Below are 16,032 nucleotides of genomic sequence, written 5' to 3' on the forward strand. Positions count from 1 at the left end.
CCTGTTATTTTAAAATTACTATTCGCCTTTGGTCAGTGCCTGTCTCGGGCTGGTGGATTTATTTGTCCTTTTCTAACAGCAGAGAAAACCTGTATGTCTGACATCCTGTTATCGGTCATTATTCCCACTTACAATGTTGAAAAATATATTGTCGAATGTGTGGATTCATTATTAAGACAAATTAGCGCGCCAAACGAAATTATCATTGTTAACGACAGTTCTACCGATGGAACCGTGGCATTAATTGAACAGCACTATGGCCATCTTCCTCAGGTGAAACTGATCACTATTGCCAACGGTGGCGCAGGTAATGCGCGTGATAAAGGCGTTGAGGTCGCTGAAGGGCAGTTCGTTTTCTTTTGCGACCCGGATGATGTGGTGGTGGAGGGATTCGTCAATGAGCTGGCCCAGGTTGTCGACAATTATCCCGATACCGATTTATTTTGTTTTAATTCCAGCGCTTACCGCGAAGACAAACCGGACGTGACGTGGCCAAAAGTCAGGCATAACCTGACCGGCATTCAGAAGCCACAGGATGTCCTGCTAAGTTTGCTGCATAATGGCTCCTATACGTCGGCGGCCTGGAATTATGTGGTAAGAAAAACCGTTATCCAGCAGCATCATTTGCGCTTCGTCGATCGCGTGCATGAAGATCACAAATTTACCTTATCGGTATTTATGCATTGCCAACAGGCATGGGTCACTCGCCAGACGTATTACAAACAGCGTATCCGCGTTGGATCACTGACTAACAGCAGTAAAAGTCCATCCTTTTTCGCCCAACGCTACAATGCGTTTATTGCCACCTATGACACCTTATGTTGCGCGCAGACCCAAAGTGAATTAAAAAAGGCGCTGGAAAAAGCTTACCTTATTCACTCCTTCCGTTTAATGATCTATCTGTCGCTCTACAATCAAACGCCTGTACCGGAATATGTGCTTAATGCGATTCGATATCTGGGGCGCCGAATTAAAGCCGGCAGCCTCAAAGAATGGCTGCTGCTTAACCGTCCGGAAACCTTCATTTTATTGCAAAGCCATAAAGTGAAGAAAGAACTCAAACGCGTTCCGTAATTCCTAAAAATGGGACCTGATGTTGTTTGCACCTGAGCGAAATGAGAAGGTGAGACATGCAATGTGTATAAGGTTGTTGCGACATGGCAAAAGTGCTCGATAAAAGTTTAGTAGTGAATATCTTATCTTTGCTGGCGTACCGGGGAGCCTCGTTCCTGTTTCCGCTGGCGACGCTCCCCTATCTGGCGCGCGTGCTGGGGGTGGACCATATGGGGATTCTGGCGCTGGCGATTGCCTGCGTCCTTTACTGCAGTACCATCTCCGACTGGGGATTCAATGTTTTTACCACTAAGGACATTGCCCATCACCGTGACGATAAGGCACGTGTTACCCAGCTTTTTTGGTCCACCTTTAATGCCAAGCTGATGCTGTTACTGGTTACCAGCGGTACGTTACTCACTGCGACGTGGTTTAATCCGTCCTGGCATTCGCTGTTCTTTATTATTCTGGCCAACTGCACCACCTTAATCGGCTCACTGTTTTCGTTTGGTTGGTTAATGCAGGGCTTCGAAAAGCTGGGCAAAACCGCAGTGATTGCCACTTTTGGTAACTTTTGTGCCATTCCGCTCACGTTCCTACTGGTTAAAACGCCGGACGATACCTGGCTGGCTGCGTTGATACCGGGCGCGGTATCGATCATCAATGCCATCATTACGCTGAAGTTTGTGCTGGAAATGAAGGTGATTGGCGCGTATCGCTTTGAACCACGCGAAATCAAACAGCGCATTACCGACAGTGCCGATGTCTTTATTGCCATCGCAGGTGCCAATCTGTTTAACAGCGTAAACGTCGTGATTCTGGCGTCGTTTACCTCGCACTATATGGTGGGGATCTATAACGGTGCGGACAGGCTGCGCAAGGCCGCCAACTCGGTGCCGGAGCAGATTGGTAGCGCGTTTTTCCCCCGCGTAAGCCACTTATTTGGGCGTGATAAAGCCGCCGCAGTGGCGGCGACGCGCAAAAGCCTGATGCTGTCATTTGCGTTGAGCCTGTCTATCGTGATCTTCACCTGGCTGTTTGCCGATGAGGTTGTCGCACTGCTGTTAGGGAAAGACTTCCTGCCGTCAGCGGATGTGCTGCGCGTCTTTGTACTCTGCTTCCTGTTTGGCAATATTGCCTATCCGGCGGGCCTGCAGATTTTGATTCCGCATGGACTGGCGCGGCAACGTATGATGGTAATGATGGTTGCGGGGGTGGTTAACGTCCCGGTGTGCTGTCTGCTGGCATGGAAGTTTGGGGCCATCGGTGCGGCCTGGTCGATGGTGCTGGCCGAGGTGCTGGTCTGTATTGGTATCTTCGGCATTATGGTGCGGCATAACATCTGGCGCGACTATGCTTTCCCGGACAGGCTGAATTCCCGTACAGCAAACGATTCCGTTGTGTAAGATCAAAACGACTTTAAACAGTCTTCCGACTTAGCGCCCCGCGATTTACTTTTGCGCCAGAGCACCTTACCATTCTGGCGCACAATTTCCCGTGCACTGATTTTCACCATCGCTTCCGTCTTCCAGGAGAGTGCATGTTTTACTCAATTGTCCGACCGGCGTTGTTCAGGCTCGATCCTGAACGTGCGCACCATCTCACCTTTCAGCAATTACGCTTTATGAGCGGCACGCCGCTGGAAATGATCATTCGCCAGCATTTACCCTCGCGTCCGGTTACCTGCATGGGGCTGACCTTCGACAATGCTCTTGGCCTGGCGGCGGGCCTGGATAAAAACGCCGAGTGTATTGATGCATTTGGGGCAATGGGGTTCGGCTTTGTGGAGGTCGGAACGGTCACGCCGCGCGCGCAGGCGGGCAATGACAAGCCACGCATGTTTCGCTTAGTGGAAGCCGAAGGGATTATTAACCGCATGGGATTTAATAATCTCGGCGTTGATAACCTGGTTGAAAACGTAAAAAAATCCCGCTTTAAAGGCGTGCTCGGGATCAATATTGGCAAAAATAAAGACACACCCGTGGAGCAGGGAAAAGACGATTATCTGATCTGTATGGAGAAGGTGTACGCGCACGCCGGTTATATCGCGATCAATATTTCATCACCCAATACGCCGGGTTTACGCTCGTTACAATATGGTGAGGCGCTGGACGATCTGCTCATTTCCATAAAAGCCAAACAGAAAGATCTGGAAAAACGGCATCTCAAATATGTGCCGGTGGCTGTTAAGATCGCGCCGGATCTTTCTGAAGACGAATTGATCCAGGTTGCCGACAGTTTAATACGTCACCAAATTGATGGTGTCATTGCGACCAATACCACGCTCGATCGTTCTCTGGTAAAGGGCCTGAAATATGGCGAAGAAATCGGTGGATTAAGTGGTCGTCCGGTACAGTCGCGCAGTACCGCCGTCATCCAGCGACTGTCGCAGGAGTTACAGGGAAGATTGCCCATTATTGGCGTAGGCGGTATTGATTCGCTTACTGCTGCGCGTGAAAAAATAGCAGCGGGCGCGACGTTGGTTCAAATTTATTCTGGCTTTATTTATAAAGGGCCCGGTTTAATTAAAGATATCGTGACCCATATCTAAGACATTCGCCATAATAATGCGCCGGGGGGTTTATTTATCCCTCCGGCTCGTTTATATTTTGTCCTGTTGCACGATTTTTCAGCATGCATTTTTATTTTATGGATTTTTAGCTTTAGCGCAGCGGTAAATACAGGGCACATGATGAAAATTAAACCCGATGACAAATGGCGTTGGTTCTACGACGCAGAGCACGACCGTATGATGCTCGATCTGGCTGACGGTATGCTTTTTCGTTCCCGCTATGCACGTAAAATGCTGACCCCTGATGCTTTCATCGAATCCGGATTCTGTGTTGACGATGCGGCTCTTTATTTCACGTTCGAAGAGAAGTGTCGTCAAAGCCCGCTAAGCAGCGACCAGCGTGCCGAGCTGGTTTTAAATGCGCTGGTTGCCGCACGTTTCCTGAAGCCACTGATGCCGAAAAGCTGGCATTTCTCCGCGCACCGCCAGCCTATGCAGCCTGCGGTGGGTGAGATGGTGGCGGTGACGCTGGCGGACAGCGGCGAGCAGGCGCGTCTGCTGGTGGTTGAAAACGGTGATAATGCCGCACTCTGCTTACTGGCACAGCCCGCTCTGACGCTGGCGGGCAAGGGGATGGTGCTCGGCGATGCGATTAAAGTGATGAACGATCGGCTACAACCGCACCAGCAGGAAAAAACCACGCGCTATGCGCGCGCGGTGTAATTCAGATCACCTCGATATCGCTTGCAGGAATACAGCTGCAACTCAATATAGTGCCATCGTGACGGATGGCGCTTTGCTTTAAGGCGTTCACCTTTCCCGCAACCAGCGTTATTTTACAACTGCCGCACAGACCCGCCCGACACGAATAGGGAATGCGAAAGCCCTGGGCTTCAAGCTGCTCAAGTAAGACCTGCTGATTATCACCGCTGAAACGCTGGCCCTGCCAGGTGATGGTTACCTGCGCGGCGGGTTGCCGTTGCGGTTTCAGTGTTTCAGTCACCTCTCCTGGACCATAGGCGCGCGGCGACTGGCGTTTCAGTATCTTGACGGCGTCGCCAGCGCGAATAATACCGCTGTTGAGCGCGATCAGATTCAGGCCAAAATCAATGTCCCCGCTGCCGTCCTGCGCTGTCCGAAAGCCCTGCAGCGTGGTCAAAGGTTGCCCCTCAGGATGCTTCTGACCACTTTCCACGCCAATCGTGGTAAAAACACAGCGGCTACAGGGTTTTGGAACGGCGAAATTAACCTGACCGATAGCGATCTCCGCCCAGCTGTCTTCATCCCACGCAGGTGCGCCACTCACGACCAGGTTTGGCCTGAATTGTTCGATTCGCACGCTGGCGGGACAGCGCTGCTGTAAATCCTGCAGCGAAGCACTGTTCACGAGCAGGTAGGGATATCCATCGGCAAAGCCCAGTGGCACATCGGTAAAACGTTTGACGCGGCGTGAAGGCTGCGGTCCTACCCAGCGTAGCTGCACCGGTCGTGGAAAGAACGCACTCAGCCACTGGTTGATCGTCTCGGGTGCGATTCGTGAGGTAAACGTATTGCCCCAGACCTCCGTGGGCTGCTCAGCATGGGTAAAGTCGGCAAAACGAATGAGCGACTGGCTGCCGTCGGGGGCCTGTAAGAACAGACCGTCTGGCGTAATCGCCGGCGTGAACTGTACCATCTCCGGAAACTGACGCGCCGTAATAAAGGTTCCGTCAGGTTCGGTCACCATAAAGATACGGTCATAGGTTAACCCGCTACTGGCAGCCCAGGCATGTGAGACCTGCAACCCGCGCATGGATTTTACGGGATGGATAAATAAGCGGGAAAGCGTGATCATGAAAGTCTCCAGAAGCGGGCGCGCAAGACAAAAGAAGCTAACTTTATGACATAGGTCTGCGATTCGCTATAATGCGCAACAATTTTCTCAAGAGTAAAAAAGTGACGATATGAATTCTCTGTTTGCCAGCACGGCGCGTGGGCTCGAAGAGCTGTTAAAAAATGAGCTGGACGCGCTGGGCGCGCAGGATTTGCAAGTGGTACAGGGAGGCGTTCACTTCAAGGCCGATGACCGCGTAATGTACCAAAGCCTGATGTGGAGTCGTCTGGCTTCGCGTATTTTGCTGCCTCTGACCGAGGTCGGCGTTTACAGCGATCTCGATCTCTATCTGGGCGTGCAGGGCATTGACTGGCCCGCCATGTTCGGTAGCGACAAAACCTTCGTGGTGCACTTTAATGGCACCAACGATGAGATCCGTAACAGCCAGTTTGGCGCGCTGCGCGTCAAAGATGCGATTGTCGACAGTTTTACCCGTCGTAACCTGGCACGCCCGGACGTCGATCGTGAACAGGCCGATATTCGTATTAACGTCTGGCTTGATGACGACCGCGCCAGTATAGCTCTGGACTTAAGCGGCAGTGCCCTGCATCAGCGCGGCTATCGTCAGCAAACGGGTCAGGCGCCGCTGAAAGAAAACCTGGCCGCAGCGATTGTGATGCGTTCAGGCTGGCAGCCGTCCACGCCGCTCATCGATCCGATGTGTGGTTCAGGCACATTACTGATCGAAGCTGCGCTGATGGCCTGCGACCGCGCGCCGGGTTTACTGCGTAACCAGTGGGGCTTCACGGCATGGGCCGGTTTTAACGAAAGCCTGTGGCGCGAGGTCAAGAGCGATGCTCAGGCCCGTGCCCGTGCCGGGACGGCGGCGTGCCAGGCGCGCTTTTTTGGTTATGACAATAATGGACGGGTGCTGGAATGGGCAAAAGCGAATGCACGTCGTGCCGGCGTTTTTGAACTGTTCACCTTTGGCCAACAGGATTTGCTGAAGCTGCAGAATCCTCTTCAGACTGAGGTGACGGGAACGGTGCTCAGTAACCCACCTTACGGTGAACGTCTTGAAAGTGAGCCTGCGCTTATTGCGCTGCACAGCCAGCTCGGCCGGTTGATGAAGCAGCACTTCGCCGGCTGGAATCTGTCGCTGTTTAGCGCATCGCCCGAACTACTGAGCTGTCTGCAACTGCGTGCCGACCGTCAGTTCAAAGCCAAAAATGGCCCGCTCGACTGTGTGCAGAAAAACTATCAGCTGTCGGCCAACAGCGCTGAGCGCGGTAATCAGATTGCTGAAGATTACGCGAACCGCTTGCGCAAAAACCTCAAGAAGCTGGATAAGTGGGCGCGCCAGGAAGGCATCGAGTGCTACCGCATTTATGACGCCGATCTGCCGGACTATAATGTGGCCGTGGATCGCTATGCGGACTGGGTGGTGGTGCAGGAATATGCGCCACCCAAAACCATCGACGCGAATAAAGCCCGTCAACGCCTGTTTGACGTGATTAGTGCCACGCTGAGCGTGCTGGAGCTGCCGTCAAACCGCTTAATCCTCAAGACGCGCGAACGTCAGAAGGGCAAAGCGCAGTATCAAAAGCTGAGTGAGAAGGGCGACTATTTTGAAGTGCAGGAATTTAACGCCCGTTTCCTGGTGAACCTGACTGACTATCTGGATACGGGATTGTTCCTCGATCACCGTATTGCCCGCAAGATGCTGGGTCAGATGAGTCAGGGCAAGGATTTCCTGAACCTGTTTGCTTACACCGGCTCTGCCAGCGTGCATGCGGGTCTGGGCGGCGCACGCTCTACCACCACCGTGGATATGTCGCGTACCTATCTGGAGTGGGCAGAGCGTAACCTGCGGCTGAACGGCCTCACCGGTCGTCAGCATCGCCTGCTGCATGCCGACTGCCTGAGCTGGCTGAACGAGAGCGACGAAAATTTCGACCTGATCTTTATCGATCCGCCCACGTTCTCTAACTCAAAACGTATGGAAGAGAGTTTTGATGTGCAGCGCGATCATATGATGCTGATGCGTAACCTGAAACGGCTGTTGCGTAAAGGCGGTACTATCATGTTCTCGAATAATAAACGTGGTTTCAAAATGGATCTGGATGGCCTTAACGCATTGGGGCTCCAGGCTCAGGATATCACCCAGAAAACCCTGTCACAGGATTTTGCGCGTAATCGCCAAATTCATAACTGCTGGCTGATCACTCATGCTGGTAAGGAATAAGTTTCATGTCATTGATTAGTATCCACGGCGCTTATCTGTCTTTTAGCGATGCGCCTCTGTTAGACAATACCGAACTGCATATCGAAGAAAATGAGCGCGTGTGTCTGGTTGGCCGAAACGGGGCGGGCAAATCCACACTGATGAAAATCATCAACGGCGAGCAGCCGCTGGATGACGGACGCATCATTTATGAAACCGATCTGGTCGTGGCGCGGCTCCAGCAGGATCCGCCGCGCAATATCACCGGATCAGTTTATGATTTTGTGGCAGAGGGCGTCGAAGAGCAGGCGGAGCATCTCAAAGCTTACCATGCGATCTCGCACCAGGTGATGGACGATCCCAGTGATAAAAATCTCAATGAGATGGCGCGTCTGCAGGGCATCCTGGATCATCACAATTTGTGGCAGCTGGAAAGTCGTATCATGGACGTGCTGCAGCAGATTGGTCTGTCGCCGGACACAGAACTGTCGTCTCTGTCCGGTGGCTGGTTGCGTAAAGCCGCGCTGGGGCGCGCGCTGGTCAGTAATCCTCGCGTACTGATGCTGGACGAGCCCACCAACCACCTTGATATTGAAACGATTGACTGGCTGGAGACCTTCCTGAAAAGCTTCAGCGGCAGTATCGTCTTTATCTCTCACGACCGTTCTTTTATCCGTAATATGGCCACCCGTATTGTGGATCTGGATCGTGGCAAGCTGGTTTCCTGGCCGGGTAACTACGACGCGTATCTGGAAGGCAAAGAAGAAGCCCTGCGCGTTGAAGAGATGCAAAATGCTGAGTTTGACCGCAAGCTGGCACAGGAAGAAGTCTGGATCCGTCAGGGCATAAAAGCACGTCGAACCCGTAATGAAGGCCGCGTTCGGGCGTTAAAAGCCTTACGTCGCGAGCGTTCAGAACGCCGTGAAGTCATGGGCAAAGCCAATATGCAGGTCGGTGAAGCATCACGCTCCGGCAAAATTGTCTTTGAACTGGAAAACGTGGACTACGCGGTAGACGGCAAGCAGCTGGTGAAAGATTTCTCAGCCCAGGTGCAGCGCGGTGACAAGATCGCCCTGATTGGGCCGAACGGCTGTGGTAAAACCACGTTACTGCGTCTGATGCTGCAACAGCTGAAGGCCGATCACGGTCGTGTGCACTCCGGGACCAAACTTGAAGTGGCCTATTTCGATCAGCACCGTGCGGAACTCGATCCCGATCGGACCGTGATGGACAACCTGGCGGAAGGCAAACAAGAGGTGCTGGTCAATGGTAAACCGCGTCACGTGCTGGGCTATCTGCAGGATTTCCTGTTTCATCCTAAACGCGCGATGACGCCGGTCAGGGCGCTGTCTGGTGGGGAGCGTAACCGCCTGCTGCTGGCGCGTCTGTTCCTGCGTCCCAGTAACCTGATGATCCTTGATGAACCGACCAATGACCTTGATGTGGAAACGCTGGAGCTGCTGGAAGAGCTCATCGACGGTTACCAGGGCACCGTGCTGCTGGTCAGTCACGATCGTCAGTTCGTTGACAACACCGTAACCGAATGCTGGATTTTTGAAGGCAACGGTGAGATAGGGACCTTTGTCGGCGGCTATCACGATGCGCAGCAGCAGCGTGCAGCGTACAAACAGCAAAAGGTGCAGGGCTCAGCAAAGGGGACAAATAGTGCCCTCAAGCCTGCCGATGCGAAAAATGACGCTGCCAAACGTAACGCGAACAAACTAAGCTATAACCTGACGCGTGAACTGGAACAGTTACCGCAAAAGCTGGAACAGTTAGAGGCGCGTATTGGCGAGCTTCAGGCCAAAATGAGTCATCCGGATTTTTTCAGTCAGCCACACGATAAAACGCAGCCGGTGCTTGATGAACTGGCTGACGTCGAACAGCAGCTGGAAACCGCCTTTGCGCGTTGGGAAGAGCTGGAATCAATGAGAAACGGCGCATAGTCATTAAGGGGCGGGAATGTGTTCAGCAGACAAAACGAACGCGTGGATGCTCTGTCCACAGTGCGACTTAATGGTAAAACTGCCGGCCATTCCCGTTGGCAGCCGAGCGTCCTGTCCGCGCTGCCATACCTCACTGACCGTCAACTGGTCGGAGCCGCGTAAGCGTCCGACCGGTTACGCGCTGGCCGCGCTGTTTATGCTGGTGCTTGCCAATCTGTTTCCGTTTATCACCATGAAAGTCGCCGGGCTGTCCAGTCAGATCAGCCTGATGCAAATCCCCAGGGTGATGGTGGCCGACGATTACGCCAGCCTGGCCACACTGTTCCTGTTGTTTGTCCAGGGAATTCCCGCCTTTTGTATGATCACCATTGTCCTGCTGGTCAATCAGGTGAAAATGCCCGTCAGCCTGAAACTGGGCCTGGCGCGTATCCTTTTTCATATGCGCAACTGGGGAATGGCAGAAATCTTCATGGCCGGGGTGCTGGTCAGTTTCGTCAAGCTCATGGCCTATGGCGAAATTGGCCTCGAAACCAGCTTCTGGCCCTGGTGTCTGTTTTGCCTTTTGCAACTGCGCGCGTTTCAGTGTCTGGATCGCCGCTGGCTGTGGGATCGTATTGAAGCGATGCCGTCTTTACCCCATGCGCCCCAGGCAGGCGTAAGCGGATTAACCCAGGGCCTGCGCTCCTGTCCGTGCTGCACTGCGGTATTACCTGTGACACAGCGGGAATGTCCGCGCTGCGGCGTGGTTGCCGATGCCCGCCGTAAACACAGCCTGCAGTGGACACTGGCGCTGCTGATAACCTCCGTTATGCTTTATGTGCCCGCCAATCTGCTGCCGATTATGATTACCGAAACGCTGGGATCGGCGATGCCCTCGAACATCATGGCCGGGGTAATTTTACTTTGGGGCGATGGATCTTATCCGGTCGCGCTGGTGATTTTTATCGCCAGTATTATGGTTCCGTCTCTGAAGATGCTGGCGATTGGCTGGCTGTGCTGGGATGCCAGCGGACGCGGTCAGCGCGACAGCCATAAAATGCACCTGATCTATGAGGTGGTTGAGTTTGTTGGGCGTTGGTCAATGATCGACGTCTTTGTGATTGCCGTGCTCTCCGCGCTGGTGCGTATGGGACAGTTAATGAAAGTGTATCCGGCATGGGGAGCGGTGTTGTTTGCGCTGGTGGTGATTCTGACCATGATTGCAGCAATGACGTTTGACCCGCGCTTAACCTGGGATCGTGCTGGTGAGAAAAATATGAAGGAGCCGCATCTTGACGGAAAATAATCACGGTCATGCCAAAGTGGATCAGATTAAGCGCTGGTCACCGGTATGGATCGTCCCTATTGTCACGCTGTTAATTGGCGGCTGGATTCTGTTTTATCATTTTAGCCATCAGGGACCGGAAGTGACGCTGATCACCGAGAGCGCAGAGGGAATTGAAGCCGGGAAAACCACCATCAAAAGCCGCAGCGTCAATGTCGGTGTGGTCGAGAGTGCCGTCCTCACAGACGATCTCCATCACGTTGAGATTAAAGCCCGACTGAATTCAGGTATGGAAAAGCTGTTGCACAGTGACAGCGTATTTTGGGTCGTTAAGCCGCAGGTCGGTCGCGAAGGCATTACGGGCTTAGGAACGCTGCTGTCTGGTGCCTATATCGAGCTGCAGCCTGGTACCAAAAAAGATCCCCTGGATCAGTACACCTTGCTGGATGCGCCGCCGTTAGCGCCGCCTGATGCGAAGGGTATTCGTATTACACTCGACAGCAAAAAAGCGGGGCAGCTTAACGCTGGCGATCCGGTGCTGTTTCGCGGCTATCGTGTCGGCACCGTTGAAACCAGCAGCTTCGACACCGATAAGCGCATGATGACCTATCAGCTGTTTGTCGCCGCCCCTTACGATCGTCTGGTGACGACGAATGTGCGCTTCTGGAAAGACAGCGGCATCGCGGTGGATATGTCGGCATCAGGCATGCGGGTTGAAATGGGGTCGCTCACCACGCTTTTTAGCGGCGGGGTCAGCTTTGACGTGCCTGACGGCTGGGATTTAGGTAAGGCGGCGCAGAATCAGACTGAATATCACCTGTTTGACGATCAGCGCAGTATTCAGGATTCACTGTATACCAATCATATCGACTATCTGATGTTCTTCTCTGATTCGATTCGTGGATTGCAGGTGGGCGCGCCGGTTGAATTCCGCGGCATTCGTCTGGGTACCGTTGCGGAGGTGCCGTTCATGAATGCGGGCACTGCGCAGGCGCTGAATAATGACTACCGCGTGCCGGTGTTGATTCGCATTGAACCCGATCGCTTTATTAGCCGTCTGGGTGAAAACTTCGATCTTGAGCAGCATCTGCAGGACGGTAAGAAACGTGGCCTGCGCGGAACGTTGAAAACCGGCAACCTGTTGTCTGGCGCGCTGTTTGTCGATATCGACTTCTATGACAATGCCCCTGCCTATAAAGGGCCAGATAAAGTCGCGGGTTATGAAGTGATCCCGACGGTGAGTGGTGGCCTGAGCCAGATTCAGCAGAAACTGATGGCTGCGCTGGATAAAATTAACGGTCTACCGCTCAACAATATGGTGTCGGAAGCCACCGGAACGCTGAAGGAGAGCCAGAAAACTCTGCGCGATCTGCAACGTACCATCGACAACATTAACGTTGTAACCAGCAGTCCGGCGATGAAAACGCTGCCGGAAGAGACGCAGCAAACGCTACGTGAGCTCAACCGCAGTATGAAAGGCCTGCAGCCTGGCTCACCGGCCTACAGCAAGCTGGTGGGCGATATGCAACGGCTTGATCAGGTGCTGCGCGAACTGCAGCCAGTGCTGAAGACGCTAAATGCCAAAAGTAATGCGTTAGTGTTTGAAGCAAAACCGGGACAGGATCCCCAGCCGAAGAGGGCAAAACAATGAAAAAAGGACTCGTTTTTTTGGCCGCTCTCGCACTGAGTGCCTGTAGCAGCACGGTCAATACCACTTACTATCAGCTGCCCTCAGGGGCGGCCTCGATGCAGGTGATCGGCAGTGAGGCAAATGCACAGCCGACCTTATGGGTACAGCAGGTTGTGGTTCCGGACTATCTGGCGGGTAATGGGCTGGTGTATCAAACCAGCGATGTTAAATACGTTATCGCCGCCAATAATTTGTGGGCCAGCCCGCTCGATCAGCAGCTACAGCAAACGATGATAACCAATCTCACCAAAGCGTTACCGGGTCGGCTGGTAACCCAGACGTTAATGGGGCAGGAACATGACACCCTGAACATTACGGTCAACGATTTCCAGGGACGCTATGACGGCAAAGCGGTCATTAGCGGGCAGTGGACGCTGGAACATCAGGGACGCTTCACAAAGCAGGCTTTCAACCTGGTGTTGCCACAGCAGGAAGATGGCTATGATGCCCTTGTCAAAACCCTTGCTCAGGGCTGGCAGCAAATTGCGCAACAGATTGCCCGCAATGTGGCCTCTGAGAATTCGACAGGAACGGGCTTGTAGTTAACCTGTTGTTTCGGTTAGAGCTTATTTTCTGACATAACATCGGGTTTCTATATAAATCATGTGGATAAAGCAATAGGCTTACATCACGAAACAGAAAATTCATGTCTACTTCAGGTCACATTTGTGACATTGGCGTGAATATTGCGCATTGATCTTTTCATACAGAGCGAGTAAAACAAAAGGGTGGCTGAACATTTATTAGTCACCTTTTTCTTTCCACCAGATTCCACAGACCTTACATGAGGGACACGGAGTATGAAGAGACAGAAACGAGACCGCCTTGAGCGCGCCCATTCACGTGGTTATCAAGCAGGTATTACAGGACGCTCTAAAGAGATGTGTCCGTATCAAATGATAGATGCTAAGTCTCACTGGTTGGGAGGTTGGCGACAAGCCATGGAGGACAGGTCGGCTGCTGCTTAGCCGGATGTCACTGAAAAGGGATATAACCTCCGCACTAAGCGGAGGTTTTCGTTTCTGAGGAACGATTAGAACGCTGCGGTATCTTTAAACAGACCGACTTTTAAATCGCTGGCGGTGTAAATCAGATTACCGTCAACCAGCACTTCACCATCTGCAACGCCCATCACCAGTTTACGGTTGATCACACGCTTGAAGTGAATACGGTAGGTGACTTTTTTCGCCTCTGGCAGAACCTGGCCAGTGAATTTAACCTCGCCCACACCCAGCGCACGGCCTTTGCCTTCGCCGCCCAACCAGCCGAGATAGAAGCCAACCAACTGCCACATTGCATCAAGACCCAGGCAGCCGGGCATCACCGGATCGCCAATAAAGTGGCAACCAAAGAACCACAGGTCCGGATTGATATCCAGTTCAGCTTCTACGAAGCCTTTATCGTATTTACCACCGTCTTCGGTCATTTTGACCACGCGGTCCATCATCAGCATATTGCCGGATGGAAGCGGCGGACCATTTTCGCCGAACAGTTCACCGCGACCGGACAGAATCAGGTCTTCTTTGGTATAGGATTCGCGTTTATCTACCATGTTCTTAATATGCCTTCTTTTAGTGAATCACGAATATTAGCGAACAGTTGTACGCTGAGCAAACAGGATTAGCGGTGGTTAAACCAGTTAAGCCAGCGCAGCGGCCAGGATCGCGGTGAGGGCTCAGGCTGATTCATCTGACTGATGCGCTCCTGAATGGTGCGCAGCAGGCATTCGCCTTCGCCGTCTTCCGTATTCCATATTTTCCCCGTAAGCAGCGGCAGCGCTTCATCCGCACTGTCGATCGCCCAGATATGGAAGCGTCCTTCTTCCACCGCGCTCACCACCTGTTGGTTAAGGCTAAGGTGACGAACGTTACAGGCGGGAATAATGACACCCTGCTGACCGGTTAACTCGCGCTGATGGCAGATATCAAAGAATCCTTCAATCTTCTCATTCAGCCCACCAACCGGTTGCACATTACCAAACTGATCCACCGAGCCCGTAACCGCAATCTGCTGATTCAGTGGCGCACCGGCAAGGGCGCTGATTAATGCGCACAGTTCTGCCAGCGATGCACTGTCGCCGTCAACTTCGGAATAGGATTGTTCAAATACCAGCGAAGCGGAAAAGGGCAGTTGCTGATCCAGCTCCAGTTCAGCAATTAAATAGGCCTGCATAATCATCATGCCTTTCGCATGAATATTGCCGCCTAACTCCGCTTTGCGTTCGACGTCGGTGAATTCACCGTCGCCAGGATGCACCACACAGGTAATACGGCAGGGATCGCCCCAGGCGCGCGGATGACCGGGATATTCCACAACGGACAGGCCGTTTATCTGGCCGACGACCTCACCTTCCGTTTCAACCAAAATCTGTCGTAGCAGGATTTCATCACGCATACGTTCATTAAGGTAGTTTTCACGCCACAGGCGTGCTTCCAGGGCGTCACGCAGCGCTTCAGCACTGAGCGTCTCTCCCATCAACGCGGTCTCGCGCAGCTGGCGCAGCAGCCAGCGAGGGCAGAGCGGAAGCGTATCCTGATCGCCGCTGTAACGTACACCTTCTTTGATGAGTTCGGGCCAGAAGTCTTCGTCGGGTGCAGCAATATCAGCCTGCCCGGCCAGATCGACCGTCCAGCGACACCATGCGAGCATGTCGTCTTCATCCACAATCTGAATATTTTCTTCAAATTCGGTGTAGATCGCCATTTCATGCGCTTCAGCATCCAGCTCCTGAAAATCGGCCAGCGTATCGCGCTCGCCACAGAGCACCAGATTAAGCTTGAGCGGGAGCGGAGGCACGGAAACCGGCAGGGGACGACGTTCGTCCTGGGATTGCCACTCGATGTAGCCTTGCTCAATGCTCTTTTTCAGACGCAGCCACAGCAGCGGCTGAGTGAGTAAAGCACGAAGTGAAAGGACTAACGTTCCGCCATTGGCGCGATGGATCAGCCCTGGCTCAAGTTGGATCCGATCTTTGTGCATCCGCACGCAGCCAAACAGCTGCTCCTGCTCGATCCAGTCAGCATAGTGAATCCCGCCCTGGCTGGTAAAAGGGCGCTGGCTGTCGGTAGGCGGTTGCAACGTGACGTTGTCGGCCAGAATATGGTAGTCACCGCCTGACAGGGTTGATGACTCACCCATAACGCGTTGAGCCGCCTCTGCTATCAGCGCAAGGTATTCACGGTTTTCCTGGCTGCGAACCAGCAGCAGGGGAAGACCCTGACTTTGATGATGTAAGTGGGCCAGCGCGTTCAGCAGTCGGGGCTGTACCGTTGCCAGGGCATCGGTCTCTTCATCAGCGATTCGGGAGAAAACGGATTGATATTGCGTGCTATCCGGCTGTAAGGTTTGCCACGTAAGTTGAGTGCTGGTCAAAATAATCGCATTTGTCTGTTTTGAGAAAAGCGAGATTATACAGGATTCACCCTGCTTAAGCACTGCAGAGTTCATTCAGATGTTGTGACGCTGGCAGCATGTTTTTCGTTGCTGCATCCGGTAAAAAAGCTGTTATTCTTAGTTTGTTACGCGATCAC

At 53.0% G+C, this 16,032-nt stretch carries 13 protein-coding genes; 10 read left to right on the forward strand and 3 right to left on the reverse strand.

Annotated elements, in window-relative coordinates; all coding sequences use genetic code 11:
• Nucleotides 1-93: 93 nt before the first annotated feature.
• The 4 genes from DFO57_RS01710 to DFO57_RS01725 all read left to right on the forward strand — a co-directional run bounded on the left by DFO57_RS01710 (nt 94) and on the right by DFO57_RS01725 (nt 4,288).
• Nucleotides 94-1,074 (forward strand): glycosyltransferase, encoded by a 981-nt coding sequence (locus DFO57_RS01710; protein ID WP_014606180.1) that lies wholly within the window; start codon nt 94-96, stop codon nt 1,072-1,074.
• Nucleotides 1,075-1,157: 83 nt separating this feature from the next.
• Nucleotides 1,158-2,459 (forward strand): flippase, encoded by a 1,302-nt coding sequence (locus DFO57_RS01715; RefSeq protein ID WP_013025266.1) that lies wholly within the window; start codon nt 1,158-1,160, stop codon nt 2,457-2,459.
• Nucleotides 2,460-2,593: 134 nt separating this feature from the next.
• Complete coding sequence (pyrD, locus tag DFO57_RS01720) at nt 2,594-3,604, forward strand: quinone-dependent dihydroorotate dehydrogenase (protein ID WP_014606179.1); 1,011 nt, start codon at nt 2,594-2,596, stop codon at nt 3,602-3,604.
• Between the two features lie 141 nt (nt 3,605-3,745).
• A complete protein-coding gene (locus DFO57_RS01725) occupies nt 3,746-4,288 on the forward strand; it encodes a cell division protein ZapC (RefSeq protein WP_110015009.1) in 543 nt (180 codons plus the stop codon).
• A 1-nt stretch (nt 4,289) separates the two neighbouring features.
• Here the strand turns inward: DFO57_RS01725 and DFO57_RS01730 are convergent, their stop codons facing one another.
• The gene (locus tag DFO57_RS01730) at nt 4,290-5,399 is read right to left on the reverse strand and encodes a YcbX family protein (protein WP_042676964.1); all 1,110 of its coding nucleotides are present in this window, start codon (nt 5,397-5,399) and stop codon (nt 4,290-4,292) included.
• 109 nt (nt 5,400-5,508) lie between these two features.
• Between DFO57_RS01730 and rlmKL the strand changes: the two genes are divergently transcribed.
• From rlmKL to rmf, 6 genes are all read left to right on the forward strand, one after another.
• Nucleotides 5,509-7,623: a bifunctional 23S rRNA (guanine(2069)-N(7))-methyltransferase RlmK/23S rRNA (guanine(2445)-N(2))-methyltransferase RlmL gene (gene rlmKL, locus DFO57_RS01735; protein WP_013025270.1), complete on the forward strand. Its 2,115-nt coding sequence runs from the start codon at nt 5,509-5,511 to the stop codon at nt 7,621-7,623.
• 5 nt (nt 7,624-7,628) lie between these two features.
• On the forward strand, nt 7,629-9,548 hold the full coding sequence (locus DFO57_RS01740; protein WP_013025271.1) for an ABC transporter ATP-binding protein: 1,920 nt from the start codon (nt 7,629-7,631) through the stop codon (nt 9,546-9,548).
• A 16-nt stretch (nt 9,549-9,564) separates the two neighbouring features.
• Nucleotides 9,565-10,833, forward strand: coding sequence for a membrane integrity-associated transporter subunit PqiA (gene pqiA, locus DFO57_RS01745; RefSeq protein WP_013025272.1), 1,269 nt, complete (start codon nt 9,565-9,567; stop codon nt 10,831-10,833).
• A complete protein-coding gene (pqiB, locus tag DFO57_RS01750; protein WP_013025273.1) occupies nt 10,820-12,463 on the forward strand; it encodes an intermembrane transport protein PqiB in 1,644 nt (547 codons plus the stop codon). Before pqiA ends, pqiB begins: the two co-directional genes overlap by 14 nt.
• A complete protein-coding gene (pqiC, locus tag DFO57_RS01755; protein ID WP_013025274.1) occupies nt 12,460-13,044 on the forward strand; it encodes a membrane integrity-associated transporter subunit PqiC in 585 nt (194 codons plus the stop codon). The genes pqiB and pqiC overlap by 4 nt, the downstream gene beginning before the upstream one ends.
• Before the next feature lie 258 nt (nt 13,045-13,302).
• Nucleotides 13,303-13,470, forward strand: coding sequence for a ribosome modulation factor (gene rmf, locus DFO57_RS01760; RefSeq protein ID WP_006118662.1), 168 nt, complete (start codon nt 13,303-13,305; stop codon nt 13,468-13,470).
• Between the two features lie 65 nt (nt 13,471-13,535).
• Here the strand turns inward: rmf and fabA are convergent, their stop codons facing one another.
• Both fabA and DFO57_RS01770 read right to left on the reverse strand, forming a co-directional pair.
• A complete protein-coding gene (gene fabA, locus DFO57_RS01765) occupies nt 13,536-14,054 on the reverse strand; it encodes a bifunctional 3-hydroxydecanoyl-ACP dehydratase/trans-2-decenoyl-ACP isomerase (protein WP_008925876.1) in 519 nt (172 codons plus the stop codon).
• Nucleotides 14,055-14,122: 68 nt separating this feature from the next.
• Nucleotides 14,123-15,949, reverse strand: coding sequence for a Lon protease family protein (locus tag DFO57_RS01770; RefSeq protein WP_013025275.1), 1,827 nt, complete (start codon nt 15,947-15,949; stop codon nt 14,123-14,125).
• Nucleotides 15,950-16,032 lie beyond the last annotated feature (83 nt).

The organism is Pantoea sp. AG702, from assembly GCF_003182295.1.
GTDB lineage: Bacteria > Pseudomonadota > Gammaproteobacteria > Enterobacterales > Enterobacteriaceae > Pantoea > Pantoea ananatis.